Here is a 23,407-nt window from a genome sequence, read left to right on the forward strand (position 1 = left end):
GTCGATTGAGGTGAGGTTCGCTTTCAAATTGACGCCGCATTAGCATATTTTTGGATGTGTATTCATACAAAAACGCCTACCGTGAGGGTAGGCGTTTGATTTTTATGGTCTAAAGTTTAAACGTCAGTTGTGTCTGGGAACTTGATATTGGCGCTGTCTAGGTCACTCCACAATACCACTTCTTGGCCTGCATCATTCTCGAAGCGGTAGCCATATAGGTTGCCAGTTTCGATGTTGCTTTCTTGATAGATGTTTTGCAGAGAATCACTCATCTGAATGTGGCTCTCAGTAAGCTGCCATCCCCAACCGGACAAGTCGATATTGCTTGCGCCTGTACATACAAACTGACCAGCGGTTTCACCTGCGGTGTTGTTGGCGGCAATTTTATCCAGAGCAAGTGATAGCTCAGTATCGCTAGAGTTAATGCGCACACCTTCTAATTCTTGGAAGGTGTTATGAGTCATGTCGATCATTTGGCTTTGGTTGTCGTCGCCGACAAGCAGTACGTCGAAATCAGCACCGCCGCTGAAGTGAACCATGCTGCTGTCGCCTGATTCTAACTCCGTTGAGTCGAATACTAGTTGGTCGTTACCTACGCCACCAAACAGTTGGTCTACGCCGCTACCACCATCAAGAACGTCATCGCCGGTTTGACCAAATAGCATGTCATCACCCGAGTCGCCCGATAGGGTATCGTTACCTACACCACCGTCTAACGTATCGGCATTGTCGTTACCGCTTAACGTATCATCGCCTTCGCCACCTGATACATAATCTTCACCTGAACCGCCTTTCAACGTATCGTCTCCTTGTGCGCCATAGAGCATGTCGTTACCTCCATCACCAGATAAGGTGTCATCGCCTTCCTCACCATATAGGGTATCGGCAGAACCGCCACCGTAGAGCTTGTCGTCTCCAGTGCCACCCCAAAGTGTGTCAGTGCCTGAGCCACCTGATAGATAATCGTTACCTTGACCACCGGTTAAGGTATCTGTGTCGTTTTGACCATAGAGTTTATCGTCGCCTTCTCCGCCTTCTAATTGGTCATCACCCGATCCACCGTAAAGTCGGTCATTGTCTGCGCCGCCATACAGTTTATCTGCGCCAGAGCCTGCGCTTAGGGTATCTTGGCCTTCATTACCGTAGAGGGTGTCGTTGCCAGAACCGGTAGTCACCGAGTCATTACCTTCGCCACCTTCTACCGTGTTTGTGCCTGCGGATAGGGTGATGGTGTCGTTACCTAGGCCACCTTTCACTTGGTTAGTTCCACCCTCAGCGGTAATCGTGTCATTACCTTCACCGCCATCAATGGTGTTTAGACCATCGCCAGTTACTTTGATGGTGTCTTGACCGTCACCACCTGAGATAACGTTGTTATCGCCAGAGGCGGTAATTGAGTCATCACCTAGGCCGCCATCAATATTGCTGCTTCCTGCGCCTGTTACTTCGATGTCGTCATCGCCTTCACCACCCGCAACAACGTTATTTGCACCAGTTAGACGGATAGTGTCAGTACCTTCACCACCTTCTACGGTGTTGTTGTCTGAACTGTCTTCGATGTAATCGTCGCCTTCGCCACCTTTTAGAGTGTCCGCTCCGCTGCCACCAAGCAGAATATCGTCGCCTTGATCACCGGACAGAATGTTAGTACCGCCTTCACCAATCAGTTTATCGTCACCAAGACCACCTGATAGGGTGTCGTTACCCGTACCTGAGTAGAGTTCATCATCACCAGCATCACCCGATAGAGTGTCGCTACCTGCGCCACCGAAGAGAAGGTCGTTGTCATCACCACCCGAGATGGTATCGTTACCTTCACCAGCATCGATTAAGTCAGCACCTTGTTGGCCGCTTAGGTTATCATTACCACCTGCGCCAGATAGGATATCGTCACCGGTACCACCTGTTGCAGTATCTGCGCCACTACCACCGTAAAGGGTGTCGTCACCTTCACCTAAGGTAATGGTGTTTGCGCCAGCTTCGCCATATACAGTGTCATCACCAGTACCAGCATCAACGGTGTCTGCACCATCGCCTGCATACAGCGCATCATCGCCCGCGCCACCAGTAATGGTATCGTCATCTGCACCGCCATAAAGGGTATCGGCGACATCACTACCAATGATGGTGTCATCACCTTCGCCACCAAAGATGTTGTGGCTACCTGTATCGGCAGCGTAAAGGGTATCGTCGCCTTGTTCGCCTAAAATGGTATCTTGGCCATCATCGCGAATAGTGTCGTTACCTTCACCACCGGCAATGAAGTCGTAGCCTTCGCCACCAATCAGTTCATCATCACCAGCGCCGCCAAATAGGGCATCATCACCAGCGCCACCTTTAACAAGGTCATCGCCCGCACCGGAATCGATGTGGTCGTTGCCTGCTCCCGCATCAATGTCATCGGCACCGTCGCCAGCAAATACTTGGTCAATACCTTCACCAGTGGTGATGGTATCTGAGTCTGTGCCGCCGTAAACCACGTCATCCCCTAGGCCGGTATCAATCGTGTTTGTGCCAGATTCACCGTAAACCGTGTCGTTACCTTCACCTGTTTGCACATTATCGGTACCAGAGCCTGCAAATACCGTGTCATCACCTAGACCAGATTGAATGGTATCGTCACCTGCGCCGCCAGAAAGTAAGTCATCTTGGTCTGAGCTGAGTAGGGTGTCATCGCCATCTTCACCGTAGATTTCGCTGCGACCTTCGCCGCCATCTAGGAAGTCTGCACCTTCACCACCGACTAACACGTCTTCGCCCGCGCCGCCTAATAGGGTGTCGTCACCCGTATCACCAACCAGCGCATCATTACCTTCACCGCCGGTAATATGATCGTCACCTTGACCGCCAAAGACGGTGTCATGGCCAGTGCCCGCATCGATAGTATCGTCACCGGCATTACCTTCTATGATGTCATCGCCTGCGTTAGCTGTAATGGTGTCATCATCACCGCCACCATAAAGTTTGTCGCTCTCTTCAGAGCCAGTTAGGGTATCTTTACCGCTGCCACCATACAGTTCGCCCGCGTTTAAACCGGCAACTAGGGTGTCATCACCCGCTTCACCGAACAGTTGGTTGTTACCTTGTTCGCCATAAAGGGTATCATCGCCTTCGCCCGCAAAGACTTGGTCGTTACCTTCACCAGCACGAATCACGTCGCTACCATCGCCGGTAAAGGCTTTATCATGACCAGTTCCTATGTTGACGGTATCTGCGCCGCTACCCGAGTACACTGTGTCATGGTCTGCCCCAGCATCAACAACGTTATCGCCATCGCCAGCAAAAACCGTATCATGACCAGCGCCAGTGGTGATTTGGTCAGCGCCAGATTCAGCGTACATCAAATCGTCGCCTTCACCAGAATCAATCACGTTGTCACCGCCGCCTGCGAAAATGGTGTCGTGTCCTGTGCCTGAGGTGATTTGGTCATCGCCTGCATCGGTGTAAATGGTGTCGTCACCTTCACCGGAATCAATAGTATTGTGGCCTGTTTCACCGAACACGGTATCTGCGCCTTCACCTGTGGTAATGATGTCATCACCTGAGCCCGCATAGACTTCATCCGCACCTGCGCCTGTGTCGATAACATCAGCCCCTTCGTTGGCGTGGACAATGTCATCACCTTCGCCGGCAGTAATGGTGTCGTCACCCTCACCACCAAACAGTTGGTCATTACCTGCTCCGCCAAGTAAGGTATCGTCGCCCTTGTCGCCATAAAGAATATCGTGACCTTCGCCACCGGATAGATGGTCATCACCAAGCTCACCGACTAATACGTCGTGGCCTTCATCACCAGTAATGACGTCATCACCGTCGCCACCGAGTAGTAAGTCTTCTCCTTCACCACCTGAGATGGTGTCTTGGCCTTCGCCACCCAGTACAAAGTCATTACCTTCACCACCTAAAATGGTGTCATCACCTTGCTCGCCGTGTAGCTCATCATTACCAGCGCCACCTTCTAGGTAGTCGGCATCTTTACCACCAAACAGTTTGTCGTGGCCTTCGCCGCCATAGAGCTTGTCTTCGCCATCGTCACCAATCAAAGTATCGTGACCGTCGCCGCCGACGAGCGTATCGTCACCGAGTTCACCCATCAGTAGGTCATCGCCGTCACCACCGCTAATGGTGTCATCACCGTCTGAACCGAGTAGGGTATCGTGGCCTTCGTCGCCGTATAGAGTATCGTTGCCGCTACCACCCACAAGTACGTCATCGCCAGTACCACCATGTAGGGTATCGTTATTGATATCGCCATCTAGGAAGTCGTTACCTTCGCCACCAAAGATGGTGTCATCGCCTTGCTGGCCTTTTAGAATGTCATCGCCTGCGCCGCCATCAATGGTGTCGTTAAAGATGTTACGTACAGCCACATCCATATCATTAACTTGGCTTATAGGCGTATCGTTTTGGTCTAGGAATGTGAAATTAACTTCGCCACCATCGGGTAGCTTGTATTCAGGAATGTCGAGGTCGGTATTGATTTGACCATTTTGATCAACTGCCACCAATTGACTCACAATGATGTTGCCATCTTTGTCTGTGATTTGCAGAGTGACGTGGTCATGACCACTAAAACCACTTGCGCTAGTGGATGTTTGAACTGATTGATTGACCGCAAAATTTTCTAATTTGATGCTGTGAGAAGACTGCTCTTGATCTTGGTCTGCATCATATTGATAAACAGAATGGGACGTGCCCCAAGAGTCATCGCTACTCTCAGATTGCGAATCATCTTGATTCAATTCGTATTCAACATCGCCAAGTACCGTATCATTACCTTCGCCTGCTGAAATCGTATCGCTACCTTCACCGGCTGCAACAAAGTCGTCACCGGCTTGAGTTGAAATCTCATCATTACCTGCACGGCTGTTTACTGCATCGCCTTCTGAGGTGCCTGTAATGACATCATCGTGTTTTGTTCCTTCCATGAGCCTTCTCCTAGCCTTTGACGTGTTTGAATTGGTATTAGTGCAATACTGATACCAATTTCATATCTATGCTTATAGATTTAGATTAGTAGGCAGAGAGGGAATTGCCACGAAAGTTTAATTTATCAGTGATTTCAACGCTTAAAAGGCGAAGCTAAAGGCGAGGGTAATCGCACCATCTTTGAAGCGTCCGGTGTTCTCTCCGCGTTCTGAAGAGTGCCAGCGATTCCCAGAATAATTGTTATATTGCAAAGTGATGCTACCCGGTCGCCAGTCAAAATAGCCGAAACCGTAGGTATAATCAGGGTTCCAGGGTTGTTGTTGCTCTTTGTCAAAATAGTAAAACGCAGTGCCATTGACGTACCAATTGCCAAAAATGGCGTATTTACAGCCCAAGCTGAGGGTTTGGTGATTCCTTTTATAGGAAATAGAGGCAAGGTCGAAATACTCAGGTGTATGGTTGAAATCAACCTGACAACCAATTGAGCCTTCTTTCGTTAACGTAAACCAATCTTTAACCGGAGGGGTGATGGGGAACTTCCACCCCAAAGACCATGTTCCCTGATTAAACTCGGTCATGCGCTGATCCGATTCGGGGTTAAAACGGTTACCACCGTAGTTTGCATAGACCAAACTGAGCGTGTAGGGCCTCCAATCACTATAACCAAAGACATAAGTAAAATCGGGGTTCCACGCTTGCTGCTGATCTTTATCGATGTAGTAATAGACCGTTCCCGAAACAAACCAACTACCAGCAATGCTGTACTTCATAGATAGGGTGGCAGTGGCGTTGGTATTGGTTGGCCCGCTCGTCGTGCCTGCGGGTAAATTGGCAGATTCTGTTTTGGCTAGTGGATGATGGTAACCAATATTACCGCTTAACCCGTCTAGAAAAGTTTTGTTTTCCCACTCTTCAAACGGGAAGGCGAAAGAGCTGTTTACCCCTTTCCATATCTCATCTAACTCTTGTCGGGCTAAATCGACTTCTGCGGGTTTGGCTTTAGGCTCTCCATAAGTTGAGAGGCTTTGGTTTTGGCCTTTTTGCGCATATTGACTGGAATGAGCGTGAAACTCGTCTGCACTTGCTCCGCTACAGACGAGAGCAGTGATGCAAAGAGCCAAACTATTCACACTCAAAAATCGATATTCCAATATCTTGCCATCCGTGTTGCTTCAAATACCACTTTGAACATAAGACATAGAAAAATATATGAAAATATTTGCAATGCCACTGATCGAGTCTAACCTAAAGTTATAGAGCTTGCTTGCTAAACAACTAAATTATGAATTGCATCAAGTTATTGTCCTGTAATGGGAAAGTAGAAAAACGTCAGTAATACAGTTGAGATGTGGCTAGGATGAACGAAATTCTGTTGGTCGACGACAGCCGAACCATCCTCATTTTTATGAGTTCGGTGTTAAAGAAACGCGGCTATAAAGTGCACACAGCAATGTGTGGTGAAGAAGCACTAAAAGTGCTGCAAGAGCAGGATAGTATCCAATTTGTATTATCAGATTGGATGATGCCTGGTATGGACGGCATAGAGCTATGTAGAGTGCTGAAAAACTCTAACTATGGTCGTTATATTTTCTTTGTTCTGCTTTCCTCCAAAAATGATCAAGAATCCATCGTCAACGGTATTGATGCCGGTGCCGATGATTTCGTTGATAAAAAAACTGCGGTTGAAGAACTTGAAGCACGGATTCGTGCGGGCTTTCGAAGCCTAGCACTGCATAATGAACTTCTGAATAAAAACCAACAGCTTGACCAAGCCTACGAGACCATTAAGCGAGATCTCGATTCAGCAGGCGACCTCATCAAACAGATATTACCGAAAGCGAAACAGTTCCCTTGTGTTGAGCTTAGCTATGTATCTATTCCCAGTGCGCAAATAGGTGGTGACATGCTTGGCTACATGCAGCTTGATCCCAACCATATTGCGTTTTACCTCTTCGATGTAGCCGGGCACGGCGTTTCTTCCGCTCTGATGTCTTTCTCTGTGCAACAAAGCTTGTCGGTTCTCTCGGGTAGTGCCTCGATCGTGATGAAAGAGGGGATAAATGGCAGTGAAATATGCCCACCAGAGGAAGTGGTCGAAAAGCTCAATAATATCTACATGAGTGGCGACAACAGTGTGCTGTATTTCACCATGATCTATGCGGTGTTGAACACTCAAACTGGCTTGATGTCTTATTGCTGCGCTGGCCATCCACCTTTGGTGTGGTGCCACGGCGCTCTCGGCCAAGCTGAATTGATTGGCCATGATAATTTTGTGGTGGGTGCGTTCGATGGCATCGACTACCAATCCTCGATTATTCAGCTCGAACCGGGCGATAAAGTGTGGTTTTACTCTGATGGGATTACTGAAGCCGACAATGGTGCCGATCAGTTTTCTGAAGATGGACTGCGCAACACCATAGAAACACTCAATCACTACTCCACTCAGCAGCAAACCGAAATGGTCGTTAAATCAGTACAAGACTGGCGACAGTCAGAGTGCTTCGATGATGACGTGAGCGTGCTAGTGGCAGAATGGAAAGGCTTTATTGAAGGAGATAACCAATGCGATATGAGATTAGTGCAAAAGGCAACAGCACAGTTCTACAAATAAATGAAGATAGGTTTGATGCCAAGCTCGCTCCAGACTTTCGAAACCAAATTGAAGAGATAAAAGGAAGTATTGCAGGCCACCTCGTTCTAGATATTCAGTCAGTGAAATTTATGGATAGCAGTGGTCTTGGCGCTGTGATGGGCGTTTATAAGTTGTTACGCGATAAGCAAATTAGTGTCGCCAATGCGCAAAAGCCTGTTCTGGATCTGTTTAAGCTTACGCGAATGGATCGCCTAATTAAAACTTATGACAGTGTTGATGCGGCATTAGCAACAGCCGTCTAAGGAAAGACCATGAAAGGAATGATTTTAGCTGCCGGGAAGGGGACGCGTGTCCGTCCGATTACCCAATCGATTCCAAAACCAATGATTCCTATTTTGGGTAAGCCCGTAATGGAATCCATGATTGAGTTATTCGCGCAAAACAACATAAGTAAAATCGTGATTAACACTAGCCATCTTGCAGAAGTTATCGAGGGCTACTTTGGTGACGGCCACCATTTTGGCGTTCAGCTTTCTTACTCTTATGAAGGTGAATTGGTTAACGGCGAGTATGTGAGCAAAGCGCTAGGCTCGGCTGGGGGAATGAAAAAGATTCAAGAGTTTTCTGGATTCTTCGATGAAACCTTTGTTGTTGTCTGTGGTGATGCATGGATCGATCTTGATTTGACCTCTGCGGTACGCCAACACAAACAGAAAGGCGGTATCGCTACCATAGTAACTAAAAATGTCATCGCCGATGAAGTGGAGAAATACGGTGTGGTAGTGGCGGATCAGCGCGGCCAAGTGACGAGCTTCCAAGAGAAGCCAAGTAAAGAAGAAGCGCTTTCAACCCAAATCAACACGGGTATTTACATCTTCGAGCCTGCGATTTTCGATTACATCCCGAAAGATCAAGAGTTTGATATTGGTAGTGAACTTTTCCCTAAATTAGTCGAAATGCACGTGCCGTTTTATGCCATCGATATGAACTTCCAGTGGTTAGATGTGGGCAACATCAGTGATATCTGGGGGGTAACTCGCGATATTCTGGATGGCAAAGTGCCCGGTTATCGCATTCCGGGGACGCAAGTCAAAGCGGGTGTTTGGTTAGGTATTAACAGCGTGGTTGACCTTACTAAGTGCAACATCGTACCGCCGGCAGTGATTGGTAGCGGCTGTAAAATTGATGATGGCGCGACCATCATTGGGCCAGCGCTCATTGGCGCTAACTGTAAGCTCGATGCGGGCAGTAAGATTCAAGAATCACTGATTTTTGACAACATCCATGTGGCAGAAAATACGGCGGTGTATCAGCAGACCATCTTTAACAACTATTGCATTGGGCATGATGGCAAACCATGTAATGACCTCAATTGGAAACACTTGCGCGCCACCCCTAGAGATCGGGTGACTGATGAGCTGACCTCCATGTCTTAGTGAGACCAATAATATGAAAGCAGGCAAATTAGGCAGTTTTTTCAAAATCTATCCCAGCTCGTTAGATGCCTCGCGCATTGCATCTGAAGACCTGATGAACTATTGGCAAGCAATAGGTGTGTCGGATGAACTCGCATCCCAACTAGAGCTGTGTGTGGTTGAGATGGTGAATAATGCCTATTTGCATGCTTATTCTGGTGAAGAGGGCTTACCCGTTGAAGTGGAATGCGCGATAGAAAAGGGCGATCACGATACGCTTTTGAAACTCTTCATTTCTGATAATGGCAGCGTGATGTCTCAACAGGAGTTAGACAGCAAGTTAGACAGCGCATTTATTGAACCAGATCCTTGTGATGAAAGCACTTGGACTACATCCGGGCGCGGTTTCATTATCGTGTCAAGTTTGATGGATCGCGTGCAGCTGTTTTCTGAGAACTCAAAGAATACCTTTCTTATGGTGAAAAAGCTCGATTGTGAACACGCTTCGGCATAAGCGTGAGTAAATCTTCATAGGAACGAAGTTTTGGCTAGCAACAATAATAAAAGGGAGAGCAGGGATGGATCATTATTTTAAGAATTTTGAACATCGTGTTCCGCCAGAGCCAGTACCCCACAGTATCCCGCGTGAATTACTGTATCAGTACTTGGCAACGTGTAACTTGACTCTTGGCATGTGGTATTTGTGGTGGCGTTGGAGTTTCGCTCTCAATTATGACGCTCTATGGTTTTCATTACCTTTGGCTTTCGCAGAATCTTGTGCTTTTATTGGCTCAATACTGTTTACCTACAACTTATGGAAAACAGAAGATGAACCTAAGCGTAAACCGCCATTCAAGATTGCCGAATGTGTCCACGAGACGGACGACAATCGTCCTATTAGCGTAGACGTGTTCTTCCCAAGTTATGATGAAGAAACCGATCTTGTGCGTTTGAGTATTGAAGACGCGCAAAAGATTCGCTATCCGCATCCCATCGACATCAATATCTACATTCTCGATGATGGTAACCGCCCCGAAATGAAGGCAATGGCTGAAGAGATGAATGTCGGCTACATCACTCGTGACGGAAACATTGGTTTTAAAGCGGGTAACTTACGTAATGCGATGGAGCAAACCTATGGCGATTTCGTGGTTATTTGTGACGCCGACACCAGACCTTTCCCTTCCATTTTAGAAAATACTTTAGGTTACTTCCGAGACCCGAATGTTGCATGGGTACAAACTCCACAATGGTTCTTTGACTTGCCAGAAGGCGAACGCTTGCCGAAATTCTTGGCGCGTAAGCTGGGTAAATGGTCGTCATTCATCGGTACTGGGATAGAAAAAGTGTATGGACCAGTCACCTTAGGTGAGGATCCATTCGTCAACGACCCACAGATGTTTTATGACGTGATTCAGCGACGCCGTAATTGGGTCAACGCTTCTTTCTGTTGTGGTGCGGGCTCGATTCACCGCCGCGAAGCGGTAATGGAAGCGGCGCTACGTGCTTACGCGGAGCAAATCACCAAAGAACAAGACGAAGTGGAAAAACAGATCCGTCGATTGACCAAAGAGAAACAGGTCGATAAAGACATTTCAGATAATCTACGGAATGAAATTCTGTTCGATACCGAGTTTACTCCATACAAATTCCACGTATCGGAAGATTTATACACCTCGATTGTCCTGCACTCAGACAGTGAGCGGAATTGGCGTTCAGTGATGCACCCACAAGTGGAAAGTAAAATGCTCTCTCCACAAGACTTACAAACGTGGACGGTGCAGCGCTTCAAATATTCCGGTGGCTCTATCGACATCTTTATGAACGATAATCCAGTGTTCCGTAAAGGGCTTAAGTTCAAACAAAAGCTTATGTATGGCGCGAGTTTTTGGTCTAACTTATCGGCGATTTGGAACATCATTTTCTTAGCTTGTCCGATTGTTTACTTCTTAACATCGATAGCACCAGTCAGTGCTTATGATGTGACCTTCTACATGCATTTCTTACCTTATGTACTGACTGCCGAGCTGGCAATGATGGTCGGAACTTGGGGTGTTGCTGGCTACAAGGGTAAAACCAACTTCTTGTCTTTCTTCCCAGTTAACATGCGAGCGTTATGGACGGTTCTACGCGGGCGAAAAATCAGTTTCCCGACCACACCGAAAGAGCGACAAACCGGTAATTTCTTCAAATTGGTGCTACCACAAACAGCGGTATTCTTATTGAGCTTGTTCTCGCTAGCGTTTGCATGGGTAGGGCACTCAACTGGTATGTGGGGCAATTATTCTTTCGGTGGTCTAGTGCTTAACACATTCTGGATTATTAACAACATGATGGCGATGTGGGGCATGATGGCCGCCGCATTCTGGACACCCCCTTCATCGGATGAAGACCAAGAATCTGCGACAAATTCTGAGGAGCTAAAGTATGGCGTTTAAACAGGGATTATTAACTGCTCGACATCACATCGTATTTATTCTCGGTTTGGCCACGGCACTGGCCATTGCGTTTAGTATTGAAAATCGTCAGCAAGGCCATGTGCTGGGTAACATTACCTTTGAACAAGAAGAAGAGATCCCATTTAAAGATAATCGTGTATTAACCACGCAGGAATTTGAGTGGGCTAACATTGCTTGGCAATACTTTGAAAATAACTATCAAGAGAATACGGGGTTAGTGAATTCCGTAGATGGTTATCCGTCTACCACTATGTGGGATACCGCCTCTTACCTGATGGGTCTAATTGCAGCAGAAAAACTGAATGTGGTTAGCACTAGCGTATTCAAGATGCGAATGGAAAAAGCATTAACCACATTAGCGCGCTTACCTTTGGTAGATGACCACTTGCCTAATAAAGCATATAACACTCAGACATTGGAAATGGTGGATTATGCGAATAATCCGATGGAGAACGGCATCGGTTGGTCGGCGATTGATATCGGTCGAATTCTGGTACCAATGAACATTTTGATCTGGCAATACCCTGAGTTTAATAAGCAAGTGAATGATGTTCTCAACCACTGGAATATCAATGAAATGCTGGTGGATGGCTATATGTTTGGTGCGCGCCCAAGTTCGAAAGATGGCAGCATGGAGCGAGTACAAGAAGGCCGTATCGGTTATGAAGAGTACGCTTCTAAATCCCTAGCCCTAATGGGACGGGACGTATTCAACTCAATGAAATACATTGATTTCTTAGAGTTGATTGACGTCTATGGCATCGACATTCCAACTGATAAACGCGACCCTGCTGAGTTCCACGCCCATAACTATGTGGTGAGTGAGTCCTACATTTTGGACAGCATAGAGTTTGGGGCCGATTCCGTATCGAAAATTTTTGCTCACCGAGTGTATCTAGCGCAAGAGCGTCGTTATGACGAGACAGGCATTGTGACGGCGGTTAGTGAGGATAACGTCGATGAAGCGCCGTACTTTGTTTACAACACGGTTTTCTCAGACGGTAAAAAATGGAATGCGATTTCTGATGATGGTAAAGACCAATCTCACCTAAAAACCTTATCAACCAAAGCCGCTTTCGGTTGGTATGCCCTATATGAATCAGATTATACCGATTTGCTAATGGAAGAAGCGGGTGAACTCTACTCCAGTAAAAAAGGTTGGTATTCAGGCCGCTATGAACTGGATGGCCGCACCAACAAAGCCATCACTGCCAACACTAATGGCATCGTCTTGGAATCATTGGCTTATATAGAGAATGGACCTCTACTCACCATCGGTGAGCAATAACCATGATGCCAAAAATAAGACGAAAGTAATGGTTAAGGAATAAAAATAATAACGCAGAGGAAGGTGTATGCGCAGGATTAGTTTATGTTTGATCGCTCTGGCCATGGTTGGATGTGGTAATAAATATAATCAGTTTTCAGAGGATATTGTTGACCGTAAAACGCATTGGGATATACCTCAACCTAGAAGTGGCGAGCTAACTGAAAAAGAGATGGACATGGCTCGGATCGCTTGGAAGTATTTTGAAAATAACTACCAAGAGAACACCGGCTTAGTGAATGCGGTAAATAACTATCCATCGGTCACTTGGTGGGATGCGGCTTCTTATATGGCGGGCATGACAAGTGCGTACGAGCTAGGGATCATTGAAAAAGAGGAGTTCGACTCTCGTTTGACTAAGATTCTCACCACACTCAATAAGCTCGATTTGTTTATGGGTGAGTTGCCCAATAAAGCATATAACACTCAAACTGCGGCGAAGGTGGACTACGGTAACCAACCGGGTGAAATCGGCTATTCAGCGTTGGACTTAGGGCGATTGCTGATTTGGCTACATATTCTTAAGCATCGTTATCCTGAATTTGCCACCAGTATCGATTCGGCGGTACTGCGTTGGAACTTCTGTAACGTGGTCGACGAAAACGGCACCATGTTTGGCGCACTGCTTGAGCCTGGTAAAGAGGTTCAGTACCTACAAGAAGGGCGCTTAGGCTACGAAGAATACGCTGCGAAAGGGTTTGAACTTTGGGGCTTTGATACCACTCAAGCGGCCATGCCTGAGCCATATGCCACGATCAACTTGTTCGGTTATGACGTGCCGTATGACACTCGAGACCCACGTAAACTTAAAGCGCACAGTTACGTTGTAACGGAAAGCTACGTTCTAGATGGTATCGAATTGGGGTGGGATTTAGTTTCTGATCGCTCACCACACGATAGCTCATACTCCCATGAATGGATGGCAGAGTTTGCTTTGCAAATCTACCGTGTCCAAGAAGAGCGTTATCGTCAAACCGGTATCATCACTGCGCGTACCGAGCACCAGTTAGCAGGCGCACCTTACTTCGTCTACGACACCATTTACACCGATGGTTTTGCGTGGAACACCATTTCAGAAGTGGGGGACTTCCTTCCTCAATTCGCTGCAGTTGCAATTAAAGGTGCAATGGGTATTTGGGTTCTGTGGGATACGCCATATACCGATTTGGTGTTCGATCATGTTTCTACAGCTTATGACAGAGAAAAGGGCTTCTACGAAGGGATATTTGAAAACGGTACTGGTTTAATTAACACCTTTACCTCGAACAACAACGGCATCACGCTAGAAATTCTTCTGTATAAACAACAAGGTAAATTGTTGACTTACAAGGATGATGTTGCGCCGAGCTTATGGGAAAAGGCACTAGAGTCACCATTTGGTTATGAGGGGCAATGTTTACCGCGTAAGAAAATTGAACCTGTAGAGTAAAGGGCGCTAGATGCTAAAGAGTTGGGTTGTATTAGCGTTAGCAATACTTCTTTCGTCTTGTGGGGTGGTCTATCAAGGTGTGAATGATGGCATTACAGCCATCAATCATTCCCAAATGCTGCGGCAAGGTAGGCATGGCCCGTTAACGGAAGAAGAACTTGCGTGGGCTCAAACTGCGTGGAAGTACGTTAAAAATAATACTCAGTTATCGACTGGGTTAGTGAATAACTTGGATAGTTTTCCTACCACCAATATGTCCGGTATTGGTGATTACCTCATCTCGCTTTTGGCGGCCAAAGAGTTCGAATTTATTAGCAACAAAGAATATGACGAGCGCTTAACTATGGTGCTGACATTCTTGAACAAAATGCCATTAAGCCAAGGACAAGTACCGAACAAAGTGTACGGAACTCAAACCGGTGAAATGGTCAACTATGGTAATGAATATCAAGATATTGGCTGGTCATCACTCGATGTAGGCCGTTTGCTTATCGCTCTTGCCATCGTAAAAAGGCATTCCCCTGAGTTTACCGAATACGTTGATAAAGCGGTACTTCGTTGGAATTTTTGTGAGTTGATCAGTGCAGATGGTGAACTGTATGGCGGCGCAGTACACGAGGGGCAAGTGACGCGCTACAAAGAAGGACGTTTAGGCGTTGAGGAATATACCTCTTACGGCTACCTTGATTGGCAAATTGTGCCAGAAAAGGCGATGAACATTGAGCCCTATGACGTGGCAACGATTTACGATGTTGATCTGATTTTCGATGGAAGAGACCCTCGAATTTTCAATGTATTACGCCCAGTATACAGCACGCCTTATCTGTGGATGGGGCTGGAGTTCAACTGGGACAAAGTTGGGGATGTTTCTTCAAGTGATGCTACTCATACCAACAATACCTTATCTGCAATGGCTGATGCGGTTTATTTAGTGCAACAAAAACGTTGGGATAATGAACGAATATATACCGCCCGCGGTGAGCATACCGTCTCAGGTGAACCATACTTTGTGTATGACGCCATATACGCGCTAGGTACACCATGGATTACGTTAGCTGATGATGGGGCATCTCATGATCATTTAGCCTTGGTATCTACTCGTGTGGCGTTTCAAATGTGGGCGCTGTGGGATACCGATTACACAGACCGCCTAATGGTGCTGGTTAAAGAACTCTATGACCCGCAACGCGGCTGGTATGAAGGTCGTTTTGAAATGACCAGTGCCTATGAGAAAGGCTTAAGCCTTAAAACCAATGCAGGGGTGCTAGAAGCCCTATTGTATAAACAGATGGGCAAGCTGTATAAACATGGTGAAACGAAAGAGTACCGAGATGTGAAATTCAATTCTCGATTTGATCATCCTGGGCGATGCCTAGTGGAGACATTCCGATGAAGCGATGGATATGGATACTTTGGTTTGTATCGTCGACTTTAATGGCGATCGAGAAACCTGTAGTGGATGCGTTAACCACTCCGACATTACTGCTTGGCCAAGGGCGTTATGCGCAAGCTGCGGCGAGCTTTCACTTGCAAAGCACCATAATGTTAACGTTAGAAAAGCAGCTTGGTGTCAAAACCATGTGGCAAGCTGCGGGCCTAGCAGAAGGGCTTGCGGCGATTGCAGCAGAAAAGGATCAAGACCCGATCGCCTATGAGTACTGGGCAAATAGTGTGCGCTATTTTTTGATGTCAGGGTCTAACTGGGAAAGTGTGCAAACTGATCTGCACCAAGAGTTTGAACAAGCCAATACACGTTTGCAAAGTAACGTCTCAACGGGCGGTGCAGGAGCGATACTTAATAATCATTGGTTACAGCTCTTTACACTTGTTGAAGTGTGGCAAGATAAGCTCAATTACTTCGGTTATAAAGCGCCCTCATCGGAGTTGGCGACCACAGTGATTCAATCTGCGAACAATCAAACCAGTGAGCCACAATCATCCGGTACGCAGCTCAAACAGTTCTCACCGAAAAAACAGCTCCAGCTAGATGCCGGCTTTAAAGCTAAGCAAACCTTCGACCCTTCATTAACTATCGCACCCAAACCCCAAGCAGCGAAAACGGAACAGAGTGCTGGGGATGCTCAGCTCAAAACTTCAGCGCCTCAAAAAACGCAGAGTAATAGCGCACCGCAAACTAAAACACCCCTAATTGAAACAGAGCGTTCGACACCGGTTAACCCCCAACCTGTAAAGCAAAGTTCTAGTGGCTCTGCGACTTCAGTTCCTGTGACTTCGAAGCAACCGACTTCAAAAGCGCCAGAAGTAAGCTCGGGTTTGATTATTGGGCCATCTCAAACTGAATCGCCAGTAAAACAGCAAACAGACGAAAAGGGCATCACGGTGGTCACGCCAATCGACTTGGGCGGCAACATCGTCGAGCACGATCATGATTCACTGCCTATCAATCAAAGGTCGCCAGCAGAAGCCGTACCAGCTGAAAATACCTCAGAGCAACAGATTTCACGCTCTAATTTAGATTCACAAAGCACCAGTGGTGTAAAAGCTTCTCAAAGGCGCAGTTTTGCACCAGTGGTAGAGGAATGACAACGACAATAGATGATTTTTTGACTCAGTCGGTTTAGTGGCGTGCAAACTTCACAATATGCATTACGCTTATTAGTGAATAAACAAAATGCATATAACCCTTATGAAAATTTTCCGTGTTTTATTTTTAAGCCTAATGATGACAATAGCCCCGTTAACTCAAGCATTTGAGGATGATCTCACTAGCTTAGACTCACAGAAATGGTGGGTAGCTGATGGGTGGGAGAACGGTTTTCCGTTTGTTTCCCGCTGGGAGGGTGAAGCAATAACATTTAGTAAGCGTGGAATGACTATTGCGCTCAAAAATGATCGACGCCGAAACGAAGATGGTAATTACAGTTTCTATTCTGGTGAGCTTCGAAGCCATGGTTTCTATTCCTATGGCTGTTATGAAATTGAAATGAAGCCGATCAGAGCCCCGGGCGTAATTACCTCTTTCTTCTTATTCGCGGGTCCTTACGACAAGCCGGAAAATGGCAATGGTAAGCACAATGAAATAGACATCGAGTTTCTTGGTTCTAACACCAACATGGTGCAGCTAAACTTTTGGACTGATGATGATGGCTATGAAAATACCCATGAAACCCTCATCTTCCTCGATTTCGATGCGTCTCAAGCCTTCCATAAATACGCCATTTACTGGTCTAAAGAGAGTTTAGAATGGTTTGTGGACGGTCAATCCGTATTGAAAGTGAAGAATAATGAGTACGATCCAATTCCTAGTGCAGAGTCTTCTTATCTGCGGATTATGGCCAACGTATGGGCGACTGATGCGGAGATAGTCAACTGGGCTGGCTTGTTTGATATTAGCCAAAAACAATCGCATAAAGCGCGCTACAGAAACTTTAAATATACGCCGGATATTCGCTGCCAATAAAATTTAAACCGACAACTTGTATTCAACTATATGCATACTACCTTTTAAGTAAAGGTACTAGAAATAACAACGTCAGCTAGGGCATAAGTATGGATACATCTCTCTCAATAGCGTATCAGCTATTAAAAAACTCGCGTGTCGATTTTGATCTAACCGACAACTCTCACCAACAACGTTTGCTTGATTTAGCCGACCAACTTTTAGCGTTGGAAGATCTTAGCCAACACCAGCTCTCTACTCTCGCTCAAGAGCATAACGCACCGTTAGAGTTCCAACTGGCACTTAAGCTGGTTCATTCTCGTCAACAAGTGTTGGGGCTTTCTAAGCCAACCAATATTGGCGTAGTGTTTGCGATGTGGGGGGAACATAATCGCCTCCAACCTAAAACGGCCGCCAATCTAAATGGCGAAGATTCGCTAAGAACTAAGATTCGTCAATTAGAATGGGTGGTAAAAGACTCCTTGGTTGATTGGCAACTGTACGCCGTCGATGATGGTTGCCCACACGATAGTGCTCACATTGCAAAACGTATTGCTAATCAACAGCCTAGAAATGTGGCTGAAAAGGTGCATGTATTACAGCTAAGCAACGCCATTCCTGCGAAAAGTGGGCCATTGAATAATCTTGCAAGTGTGGATGATTCGCGCAAAGGTGGTTCAATCATTCTAGGCTGCCAAACCGCGCTCGCTAATGGCGCTGACGCTGTGGTTTATACCGATGCAGATAACTCAGTCCACCTTGGGCAAATTGGTTTATTGCTGGATGAATATGTGGAGAAAGGAAAGCAAGTGGTGTTGGGCAACCGTAAACACCCTGACTCTATTTTGGTTAAGCAGGAAGAGCGCTGGGGCGTGGGAATTAAAACTCTGCGTCACATGCAACGCATGATCGGTGCACAAATCTTTGAACAGGGAATCAAAGACACTCAAGCTGCGTTTAAGCTCTACAGTAAACCGGTGCTAGAGAGAATTTTGCAAAAACCGACAGTGTATGACTTCTCTTTTGATACCGATTGGATCTTTGCCACGATGGAAATGAATCAGCCTATCTCAACCGTGCCATTCGCATTCATTGATTCTGCGGCAGAATCTGCTTCTATCGTTCAAGGGCCAATGACGACTTGGTATGTGTTATTGGATGGCTTGGTTAAAGCGGCGAAAGCGCGACATGCGGACTACAGTGAAGAAATGGCTGATGTGTTTGTTAAAGAGGTCAAATCTCATAAAGATCTTGAACTCATTATCGATGTATTACCGCCAGAGCTTGCATTAGCTAATGATAAAGATTTGGGTAATCCGAAAGTGATGTCTCCCCAATCGGTACGTGATTGGATCGTGAGTGCGAAAACATTGCGTGCCCAAGCGGCAACCCCAGCTTAAGCAGCATGCTTGCTGAAAGTGTATTGATTACACGTTAAAAAATCGCCTGACCACTGCGTCAGGCGATGATGTTTTGGTTATCACAATGGGAAGTGATCATTTGAGCGGGTCTCCTAGGGTAGCGGCATAGATTAAATCTAGCTCTTCTTGTGTGACCACATCAATAATGGAGCGCGGTTGACGGCTCTCCTCAAGGTAGGCGATTAGTTGTTGTTTTTCGTCTAAGCTCATTTCATCTACGGTTTCATAGATTTCTTTTAGCTCTTGTACACTCATACGCGATCTCCTTCCAATATGACGTTGTACGAATACTTACTTGTTATCGCTCACTCCCATCCTTGGTTGCGGCGAATGAAAAAGCATTGGGTGGCGGGGCAGAGTAGCCGTGCTGCTTGCCCGTTACGACCCAATTGTTCCAGTTCGGTGGTAAATCTAAACTGTTAAGTTCTGATAGCAATTTGTTGAGATGCTCATCGTGAAGACAGTCAAAGCGATTGCTCTGAGCATGCAAATATTGAATCTTGGCTTCAGAAGAATGGGGGTACTGCTTAAGTAAATCTTGATACAGCACGAGTTCATTATTGTTCTGATGGAAATCAAAACCGTTGTACGCTGACTCTTCGTTCTGGAAGAAGCGTTTCGGCAACTGAATATTATTTGGATTCGCCCCGCGTGATTTTAATACGCTGACTAAAGTGCGCGAGATTTCTCGTTCACCGAATAGGTCTAATGCAGGCAAGAATTCAAGTAATACAATCACTGGGCACTCAAACAGCTCATCATAATAATTCGCCAAGCTCTGCAGTAATTTTCGATGGCCTAACGCATCGTTATTCTCATGAACCAGTACATGGCATTGAAAGATCAAATGTATCGACTGTAAATGCAGAATTCTTTTGGGTGTTAAACGTCGACTTGCCGAGTTAATAAACTGATTCGCATGATGCAATAGCTCCGTCTTGGCGGTGGTGCTCTCGGTTAGTAGGTAGGTTTTTTCTAGCGATTGGAAATGGGCAATCACGGTTTTTAACCAATTAACATCAGCCATCGACATGTGTTGCGCATAGCTAAGCCCGACTTTGTACAAAGGTGTTTTTTTGTTGGCAACCGCGAGCAACTGACTCGCATGAGATGCGCGCTCACCAATACTTGGCGTGAGTTCAAACGCTTTCACTGCCCATATCGCTGCTTTCTCATACTGCTCTGATTCAGCGTAAAGTTGAGATATGGTATCAATGACTCGAATCGATAATGGATTCTCTGTTAAGAAGTTATGCAATTCCTCAAGAGCTTGAGTGGTGTTGTTATCTCGGTGCAATAGCTGCGCAATCGCACACATTTTCGAGGCATGGCAACAGGTAGAAGAGAGCGTGATATAAACGTCGAGCAAATCCCACTGGTTTTGCTGCATGAAATGCTCAATTAAGTACGCTTCAAGGCTGATGCTAAAGCCAGAACGATTGATCATTTCAAATAGCGTCGCGGGGTCGAACGTTCGGGTTGAGCTAAGGTATTGACTGATTTGCGCCAGCTTTTGACTTTCACGATGAATCAGCAATAGCTTTTCTGCTAACGAACTATTACTGAGCGGCTTGGTTACAAAATGGCGCACCTTGCCCGACAGTGCGGTCAGTACTGTCTCTTGACTCGCATCACCAGAGATCATTAACACCCCAGTGGAATCGCCAATTAATCGGTTTCGATACAGCAACATGGCCAGTTCGTAACCAGTTAGGTTTTGCTCTAGATGATAATCTAGGATGAGAACATCAAAATGTCTGGACTCAATGGCTTTGATCGCGCTCTGATAACGCTCTACCGTTGTGATTTGGTTGTGCTCAAGCCCTAACGCGACAAGCTGCTGCTTTAACAATAGTAGAGTCGTGCTTGAATCGTCGACAATCAGCACTTTCATCTGCTTGATGTATTTTACATCCGCTTTTTTCAAGTCAGCCTCCTGCCAACAAAATTAAGCCGTTAGTATGATGTTAGTCTACAAGTTTCATAATGGGCAAATTATTAAGCTAAAGGGATGCAGATACAAGGTTTTCTTGCAGGATTGATGGTATTTAGCAGTGAAAAACTGCTGAAAGAGTCGAGGTTTGGCTACATTAAATAGTAGTAAATAGGGCTCTGATAGACTTTTATTGCTTAGCGAATTAATTGTCTAATTTTGTTCTCACTGGCGTTATCACCATCTTGCAAATAAAAAGCCCAAAGCAAACGCTTTGGGCTACAGGTATTAACCAGTGATGTTCATTGTGAGCTGTAAGTTGAGATCCAGCGGCGACAGCTTTTGCTTTAACAGTCTGCGTGCTTTTTCAATCTCAGCAACTTCCACATGTTTGTTTTCACAATGAACGTCGATATTCACTCTTAACTCTTGGCCAACTTTGGCTACGCCAGCGAGCTCCATATGTTGCGAAACTTGCTTGTCGATATTGGTTACTTGCTGGTTAACCGCTTGATGAATGGCGTCACTAGGTTTCATCATCAGTAACTCTTTTACGGCTTGGCGTAACATGCCAAATGGCACTTTGATAAAGTAAAATGACATCAAAATCATCATCATTGGGTCGGCATAAACGCTTAGATGAGCCAATGGGGTTAGCGTTAAGATAAATGCACTGACGAAGCCGAGTGTTACCGCCACACTCAATAGCGTATCCATTTGCCATTGTTTTGCTTCTGCTTCAATTAAGCCTGAAGAGAACTGCTTTGATTTATTGGCGATGTACCACCAGCCATAACCACAGCCAATCACGTTGATGACACCGAATAAGGTTGCAATTGATGGGTCTACCGCACGTCCGCCAGTGAACATTGAGCTCACCGCGGAATACAATGAATAACCCACGATGGTAAGAATCACACCACCTTTTATCGCAATCACCACTGGCTCAATCACCGCTTTACCAAATTGGAACTGATCTTTCGAAGGGCGATTAATGTAACGCGAAGCTGCCAGTGACAATAATGTTAACAGTAAGCTAACTAGCGAATAAACACCGTCAAATACTATGACAAGAGAACCTACCCATAAGCCAAGCACAAGCCCACCAACAGCAAAGCCCGATGCGAGCAGGGCTGAGAAGGTTAGGATACGGTTTTCATTTTGGCTTGTTTGGGCACACATGATGAATTCTCAATTAAAATCTTACTGATATTCTTCAAATATCTGGGCAAATATACAAACTACTTCTGAGCGAGTAGCGAGTGTAAAATCAATGAGATGAGTGCGTGTTGTTTTAAATCAATGAGTTACATGTAAATTTTGCTGTCAATAATATTGGCTCTGGCTGTTTTTTGCTCTTGTGTTTATCGTCTGGTCTAGAAATCAAACAGATATTCGTTAAGTTTATCGGCTAACCAAGACATACCAGGGTGCTCGGCACGACCCACCGCAGTAAACATACAAAAGTCTTCTTGGGTCATTCCGTAGGTGTGCTTAATCACAGCGAGTTCTTGTTTTCTCAAATGGTGACGAATCAAAGGCTCAGGTAGCACGCCCCATGCGTTCTCGGTGAGAATCGTGTTGAGAATATAATCAAAGCTGGAAAAACCAATATGACGCAAAGAGAGCGGTTGCAGCTCGGGGTTATCTTTCTCGTTCAGATACACCATCACCGCCTGCATTGAGTTTCTCAGTTCGTTGTCTGATACGCGGCGCATTTTGCTTAGCGGGTTAGCGGCATTACATACCGACATCATCCGAATTTTGCCTAGTGGCTGATAAGTAACGTGCGGGTCATCAATGCGTTCGTAATCAACGCCAAAGGCAAAGTCGACTTGCCCTGTGACAACTAGGTTGGCTAAATCACCGGAGGAGGCTAAGACAATGTTAAAAGCCGTTGCAGGGAAGCGTTTATTGAGTCGGTGTGCGAGATCTTGCCACATTTCATCGGGTAACGAATCATCACGCGCAATCCAAACTTCAGCGTTGAACTCGCCAGAGACTTGAGCGCAAGTCTGCTTGATACGAGCTTCTGTGACCAGCAAGTTTTCGCAATCTTTGTAAATCGCTTTGCCTGCCTCTGATAGCGAGAGGTGGTTACCCGTGCGTACAAATAGCTCGGTGCTAAGCTCTTTCTCTAATGCCTTGATAGACATACTGAGTTTGGTGCGATTGCAATCGAGTTGACGCGCTGCCTCTGAAACAGAGCCAGAGTCAGCGACGATGCAAAAAGCCTGAATTTGCGACAGATTCATACAATAGCCTGCTATCGAATAGGGTAAATGATCTATATAGTATTCGTTGACGTTAAATGTGTTTTACGCATAAATGCAGCATGTTTATTCATCTTTGCGTTTGGCGAATAGTATGTAATCATTGTTTTTCTCGCACATAAACGTGTAACAGTACAGCGCTAAGCTGTTGAAGTATATTAATTGAAGTTTGGTTCTATGTCTGTTTGGCAGACGTCAAAATTAATATATTGTCGGTTAATGTGAGGA

At 45.9% G+C, this 23,407-nt stretch carries 17 protein-coding genes; 11 read left to right on the forward strand and 6 right to left on the reverse strand.

All coding sequences use genetic code 11. The annotated features are described in order from the left end of the window. Window positions 1-116 precede the first annotated feature (116 nt). Window positions 117-4,928, reverse strand: coding sequence for a beta strand repeat-containing protein (locus OH461_RS06930; protein ID WP_270019908.1), 4,812 nt, complete (start codon window positions 4,926-4,928; stop codon window positions 117-119). A gap of 141 nt (window positions 4,929-5,069) precedes the next feature. Next, the gene (locus OH461_RS06935) at window positions 5,070-6,065 is read right to left on the reverse strand and encodes a hypothetical protein (RefSeq protein ID WP_270019909.1); all 996 of its coding nucleotides are present in this window, start codon (window positions 6,063-6,065) and stop codon (window positions 5,070-5,072) included. Window positions 6,066-6,286: 221 nt separating this feature from the next. Between OH461_RS06935 and OH461_RS06940 the strand changes: the two genes are divergently transcribed. The 11 genes from OH461_RS06940 to OH461_RS06990 all read left to right on the forward strand — a co-directional run bounded on the left by OH461_RS06940 (window position 6,287) and on the right by OH461_RS06990 (window position 18,952). Continuing rightward, window positions 6,287-7,540, forward strand: a complete 1,254-nt coding sequence (locus tag OH461_RS06940) for a SpoIIE family protein phosphatase (protein ID WP_270019910.1) — start codon at window positions 6,287-6,289, stop codon at window positions 7,538-7,540. Then, window positions 7,492-7,824, forward strand: coding sequence for an STAS domain-containing protein (locus OH461_RS06945; protein WP_270019911.1), 333 nt, complete (start codon window positions 7,492-7,494; stop codon window positions 7,822-7,824). The genes OH461_RS06940 and OH461_RS06945 overlap by 49 nt, the downstream gene beginning before the upstream one ends. A 9-nt stretch (window positions 7,825-7,833) precedes the next feature. Further along, window positions 7,834-8,958 (forward strand): NDP-sugar synthase, encoded by a 1,125-nt coding sequence (locus tag OH461_RS06950; RefSeq protein WP_270019912.1) that lies wholly within the window; start codon window positions 7,834-7,836, stop codon window positions 8,956-8,958. A gap of 13 nt (window positions 8,959-8,971) precedes the next feature. Next, window positions 8,972-9,451 (forward strand): ATP-binding protein, encoded by a 480-nt coding sequence (locus OH461_RS06955; protein WP_270019913.1) that lies wholly within the window; start codon window positions 8,972-8,974, stop codon window positions 9,449-9,451. A 64-nt stretch (window positions 9,452-9,515) separates the two neighbouring features. Further along, on the forward strand, window positions 9,516-11,375 hold the full coding sequence (locus tag OH461_RS06960; RefSeq protein WP_270019914.1) for a glycosyltransferase family 2 protein: 1,860 nt from the start codon (window positions 9,516-9,518) through the stop codon (window positions 11,373-11,375). After that, complete coding sequence (locus tag OH461_RS06965) at window positions 11,365-12,684, forward strand: DUF3131 domain-containing protein (protein WP_270019915.1); 1,320 nt, start codon at window positions 11,365-11,367, stop codon at window positions 12,682-12,684. Before OH461_RS06960 ends, OH461_RS06965 begins: the two co-directional genes overlap by 11 nt. Before the next feature lie 67 nt (window positions 12,685-12,751). Further along, window positions 12,752-14,152 (forward strand): DUF3131 domain-containing protein, encoded by a 1,401-nt coding sequence (locus OH461_RS06970; RefSeq protein ID WP_270019916.1) that lies wholly within the window; start codon window positions 12,752-12,754, stop codon window positions 14,150-14,152. 10 nt (window positions 14,153-14,162) lie between these two features. Further along, entirely contained in the window at window positions 14,163-15,545 is a 1,383-nt protein-coding gene (locus OH461_RS06975) for a DUF3131 domain-containing protein (protein ID WP_270019917.1), read from the forward strand. Beyond that, complete coding sequence (locus OH461_RS06980; protein ID WP_270019918.1) at window positions 15,542-16,696, forward strand: hypothetical protein; 1,155 nt, start codon at window positions 15,542-15,544, stop codon at window positions 16,694-16,696. Before OH461_RS06975 ends, OH461_RS06980 begins: the two co-directional genes overlap by 4 nt. Before the next feature lie 103 nt (window positions 16,697-16,799). Beyond that, window positions 16,800-17,573 carry a family 16 glycosylhydrolase gene (locus tag OH461_RS06985; RefSeq protein WP_270019919.1) on the forward strand — a complete coding sequence of 258 codons (774 nt, stop codon included), beginning with the start codon at window positions 16,800-16,802 and terminating at the stop codon, window positions 17,571-17,573. Window positions 17,574-17,662: 89 nt separating this feature from the next. Continuing rightward, window positions 17,663-18,952, forward strand: coding sequence for a glycosyltransferase (locus OH461_RS06990; RefSeq protein ID WP_270019920.1), 1,290 nt, complete (start codon window positions 17,663-17,665; stop codon window positions 18,950-18,952). Window positions 18,953-19,048: 96 nt separating this feature from the next. Here OH461_RS06990 and OH461_RS06995 read toward each other — a convergent pair whose 3' ends face one another. The 4 genes from OH461_RS06995 to OH461_RS07010 all read right to left on the reverse strand — a co-directional run bounded on the left by OH461_RS06995 (window position 19,049) and on the right by OH461_RS07010 (window position 23,161). Continuing rightward, window positions 19,049-19,228, reverse strand: coding sequence for a hypothetical protein (locus tag OH461_RS06995; protein WP_270019921.1), 180 nt, complete (start codon window positions 19,226-19,228; stop codon window positions 19,049-19,051). A 43-nt stretch (window positions 19,229-19,271) separates the two neighbouring features. Continuing rightward, the gene (locus OH461_RS07000; RefSeq protein ID WP_270019922.1) at window positions 19,272-20,900 is read right to left on the reverse strand and encodes a response regulator; all 1,629 of its coding nucleotides are present in this window, start codon (window positions 20,898-20,900) and stop codon (window positions 19,272-19,274) included. 294 nt (window positions 20,901-21,194) lie between these two features. Then, window positions 21,195-22,088, reverse strand: a complete 894-nt coding sequence (locus OH461_RS07005; protein ID WP_270019923.1) for a cation diffusion facilitator family transporter — start codon at window positions 22,086-22,088, stop codon at window positions 21,195-21,197. Window positions 22,089-22,282: 194 nt separating this feature from the next. Next, window positions 22,283-23,161 carry a LysR family transcriptional regulator gene (locus OH461_RS07010; protein ID WP_270019924.1) on the reverse strand — a complete coding sequence of 293 codons (879 nt, stop codon included), beginning with the start codon at window positions 23,159-23,161 and terminating at the stop codon, window positions 22,283-22,285. Window positions 23,162-23,407 lie beyond the last annotated feature (246 nt).

The sequence above is a fragment of the Vibrio sp. LaRot3 genome (genome assembly GCF_027587025.1).
Classification (GTDB): Bacteria; Pseudomonadota; Gammaproteobacteria; order Enterobacterales; family Vibrionaceae; genus Vibrio.

What these genes read in the sequence shown, in the direction of transcription:
- OH461_RS06930 (WP_270019908.1), bottom strand. Translation starts at nt 4,928, where the DNA reads ATGGAAGGAACAAAACACGATGATGTCATTACAGGCACCTCAGAAGGC.
- OH461_RS06940 (WP_270019910.1), top strand. Translation starts at nt 6,287, where the DNA reads ATGAACGAAATTCTGTTGGTCGACGACAGCCGAACCATCCTCATTTTT.
- OH461_RS06945 (WP_270019911.1), top strand. Translation starts at nt 7,492, where the DNA reads ATGCGATATGAGATTAGTGCAAAAGGCAACAGCACAGTTCTACAAATA.
- OH461_RS06950 (WP_270019912.1), top strand. Translation starts at nt 7,834, where the DNA reads ATGAAAGGAATGATTTTAGCTGCCGGGAAGGGGACGCGTGTCCGTCCG.
- OH461_RS06955 (WP_270019913.1), top strand. Translation starts at nt 8,972, where the DNA reads ATGAAAGCAGGCAAATTAGGCAGTTTTTTCAAAATCTATCCCAGCTCG.
- OH461_RS06960 (WP_270019914.1), top strand. Translation starts at nt 9,516, where the DNA reads ATGGATCATTATTTTAAGAATTTTGAACATCGTGTTCCGCCAGAGCCA.
- OH461_RS06965 (WP_270019915.1), top strand. Translation starts at nt 11,365, where the DNA reads ATGGCGTTTAAACAGGGATTATTAACTGCTCGACATCACATCGTATTT.
- OH461_RS06970 (WP_270019916.1), top strand. Translation starts at nt 12,752, where the DNA reads ATGCGCAGGATTAGTTTATGTTTGATCGCTCTGGCCATGGTTGGATGT.
- OH461_RS06975 (WP_270019917.1), top strand. Translation starts at nt 14,163, where the DNA reads ATGCTAAAGAGTTGGGTTGTATTAGCGTTAGCAATACTTCTTTCGTCT.
- OH461_RS06980 (WP_270019918.1), top strand. Translation starts at nt 15,542, where the DNA reads ATGAAGCGATGGATATGGATACTTTGGTTTGTATCGTCGACTTTAATG.
- OH461_RS06985 (WP_270019919.1), top strand. Translation starts at nt 16,800, where the DNA reads ATGAAAATTTTCCGTGTTTTATTTTTAAGCCTAATGATGACAATAGCC.
- OH461_RS06990 (WP_270019920.1), top strand. Translation starts at nt 17,663, where the DNA reads ATGGATACATCTCTCTCAATAGCGTATCAGCTATTAAAAAACTCGCGT.
- OH461_RS06995 (WP_270019921.1), bottom strand. Translation starts at nt 19,228, where the DNA reads ATGAGTGTACAAGAGCTAAAAGAAATCTATGAAACCGTAGATGAAATG.
- OH461_RS07005 (WP_270019923.1), bottom strand. Translation starts at nt 22,088, where the DNA reads ATGTGTGCCCAAACAAGCCAAAATGAAAACCGTATCCTAACCTTCTCA.
- OH461_RS07010 (WP_270019924.1), bottom strand. Translation starts at nt 23,161, where the DNA reads ATGAATCTGTCGCAAATTCAGGCTTTTTGCATCGTCGCTGACTCTGGC.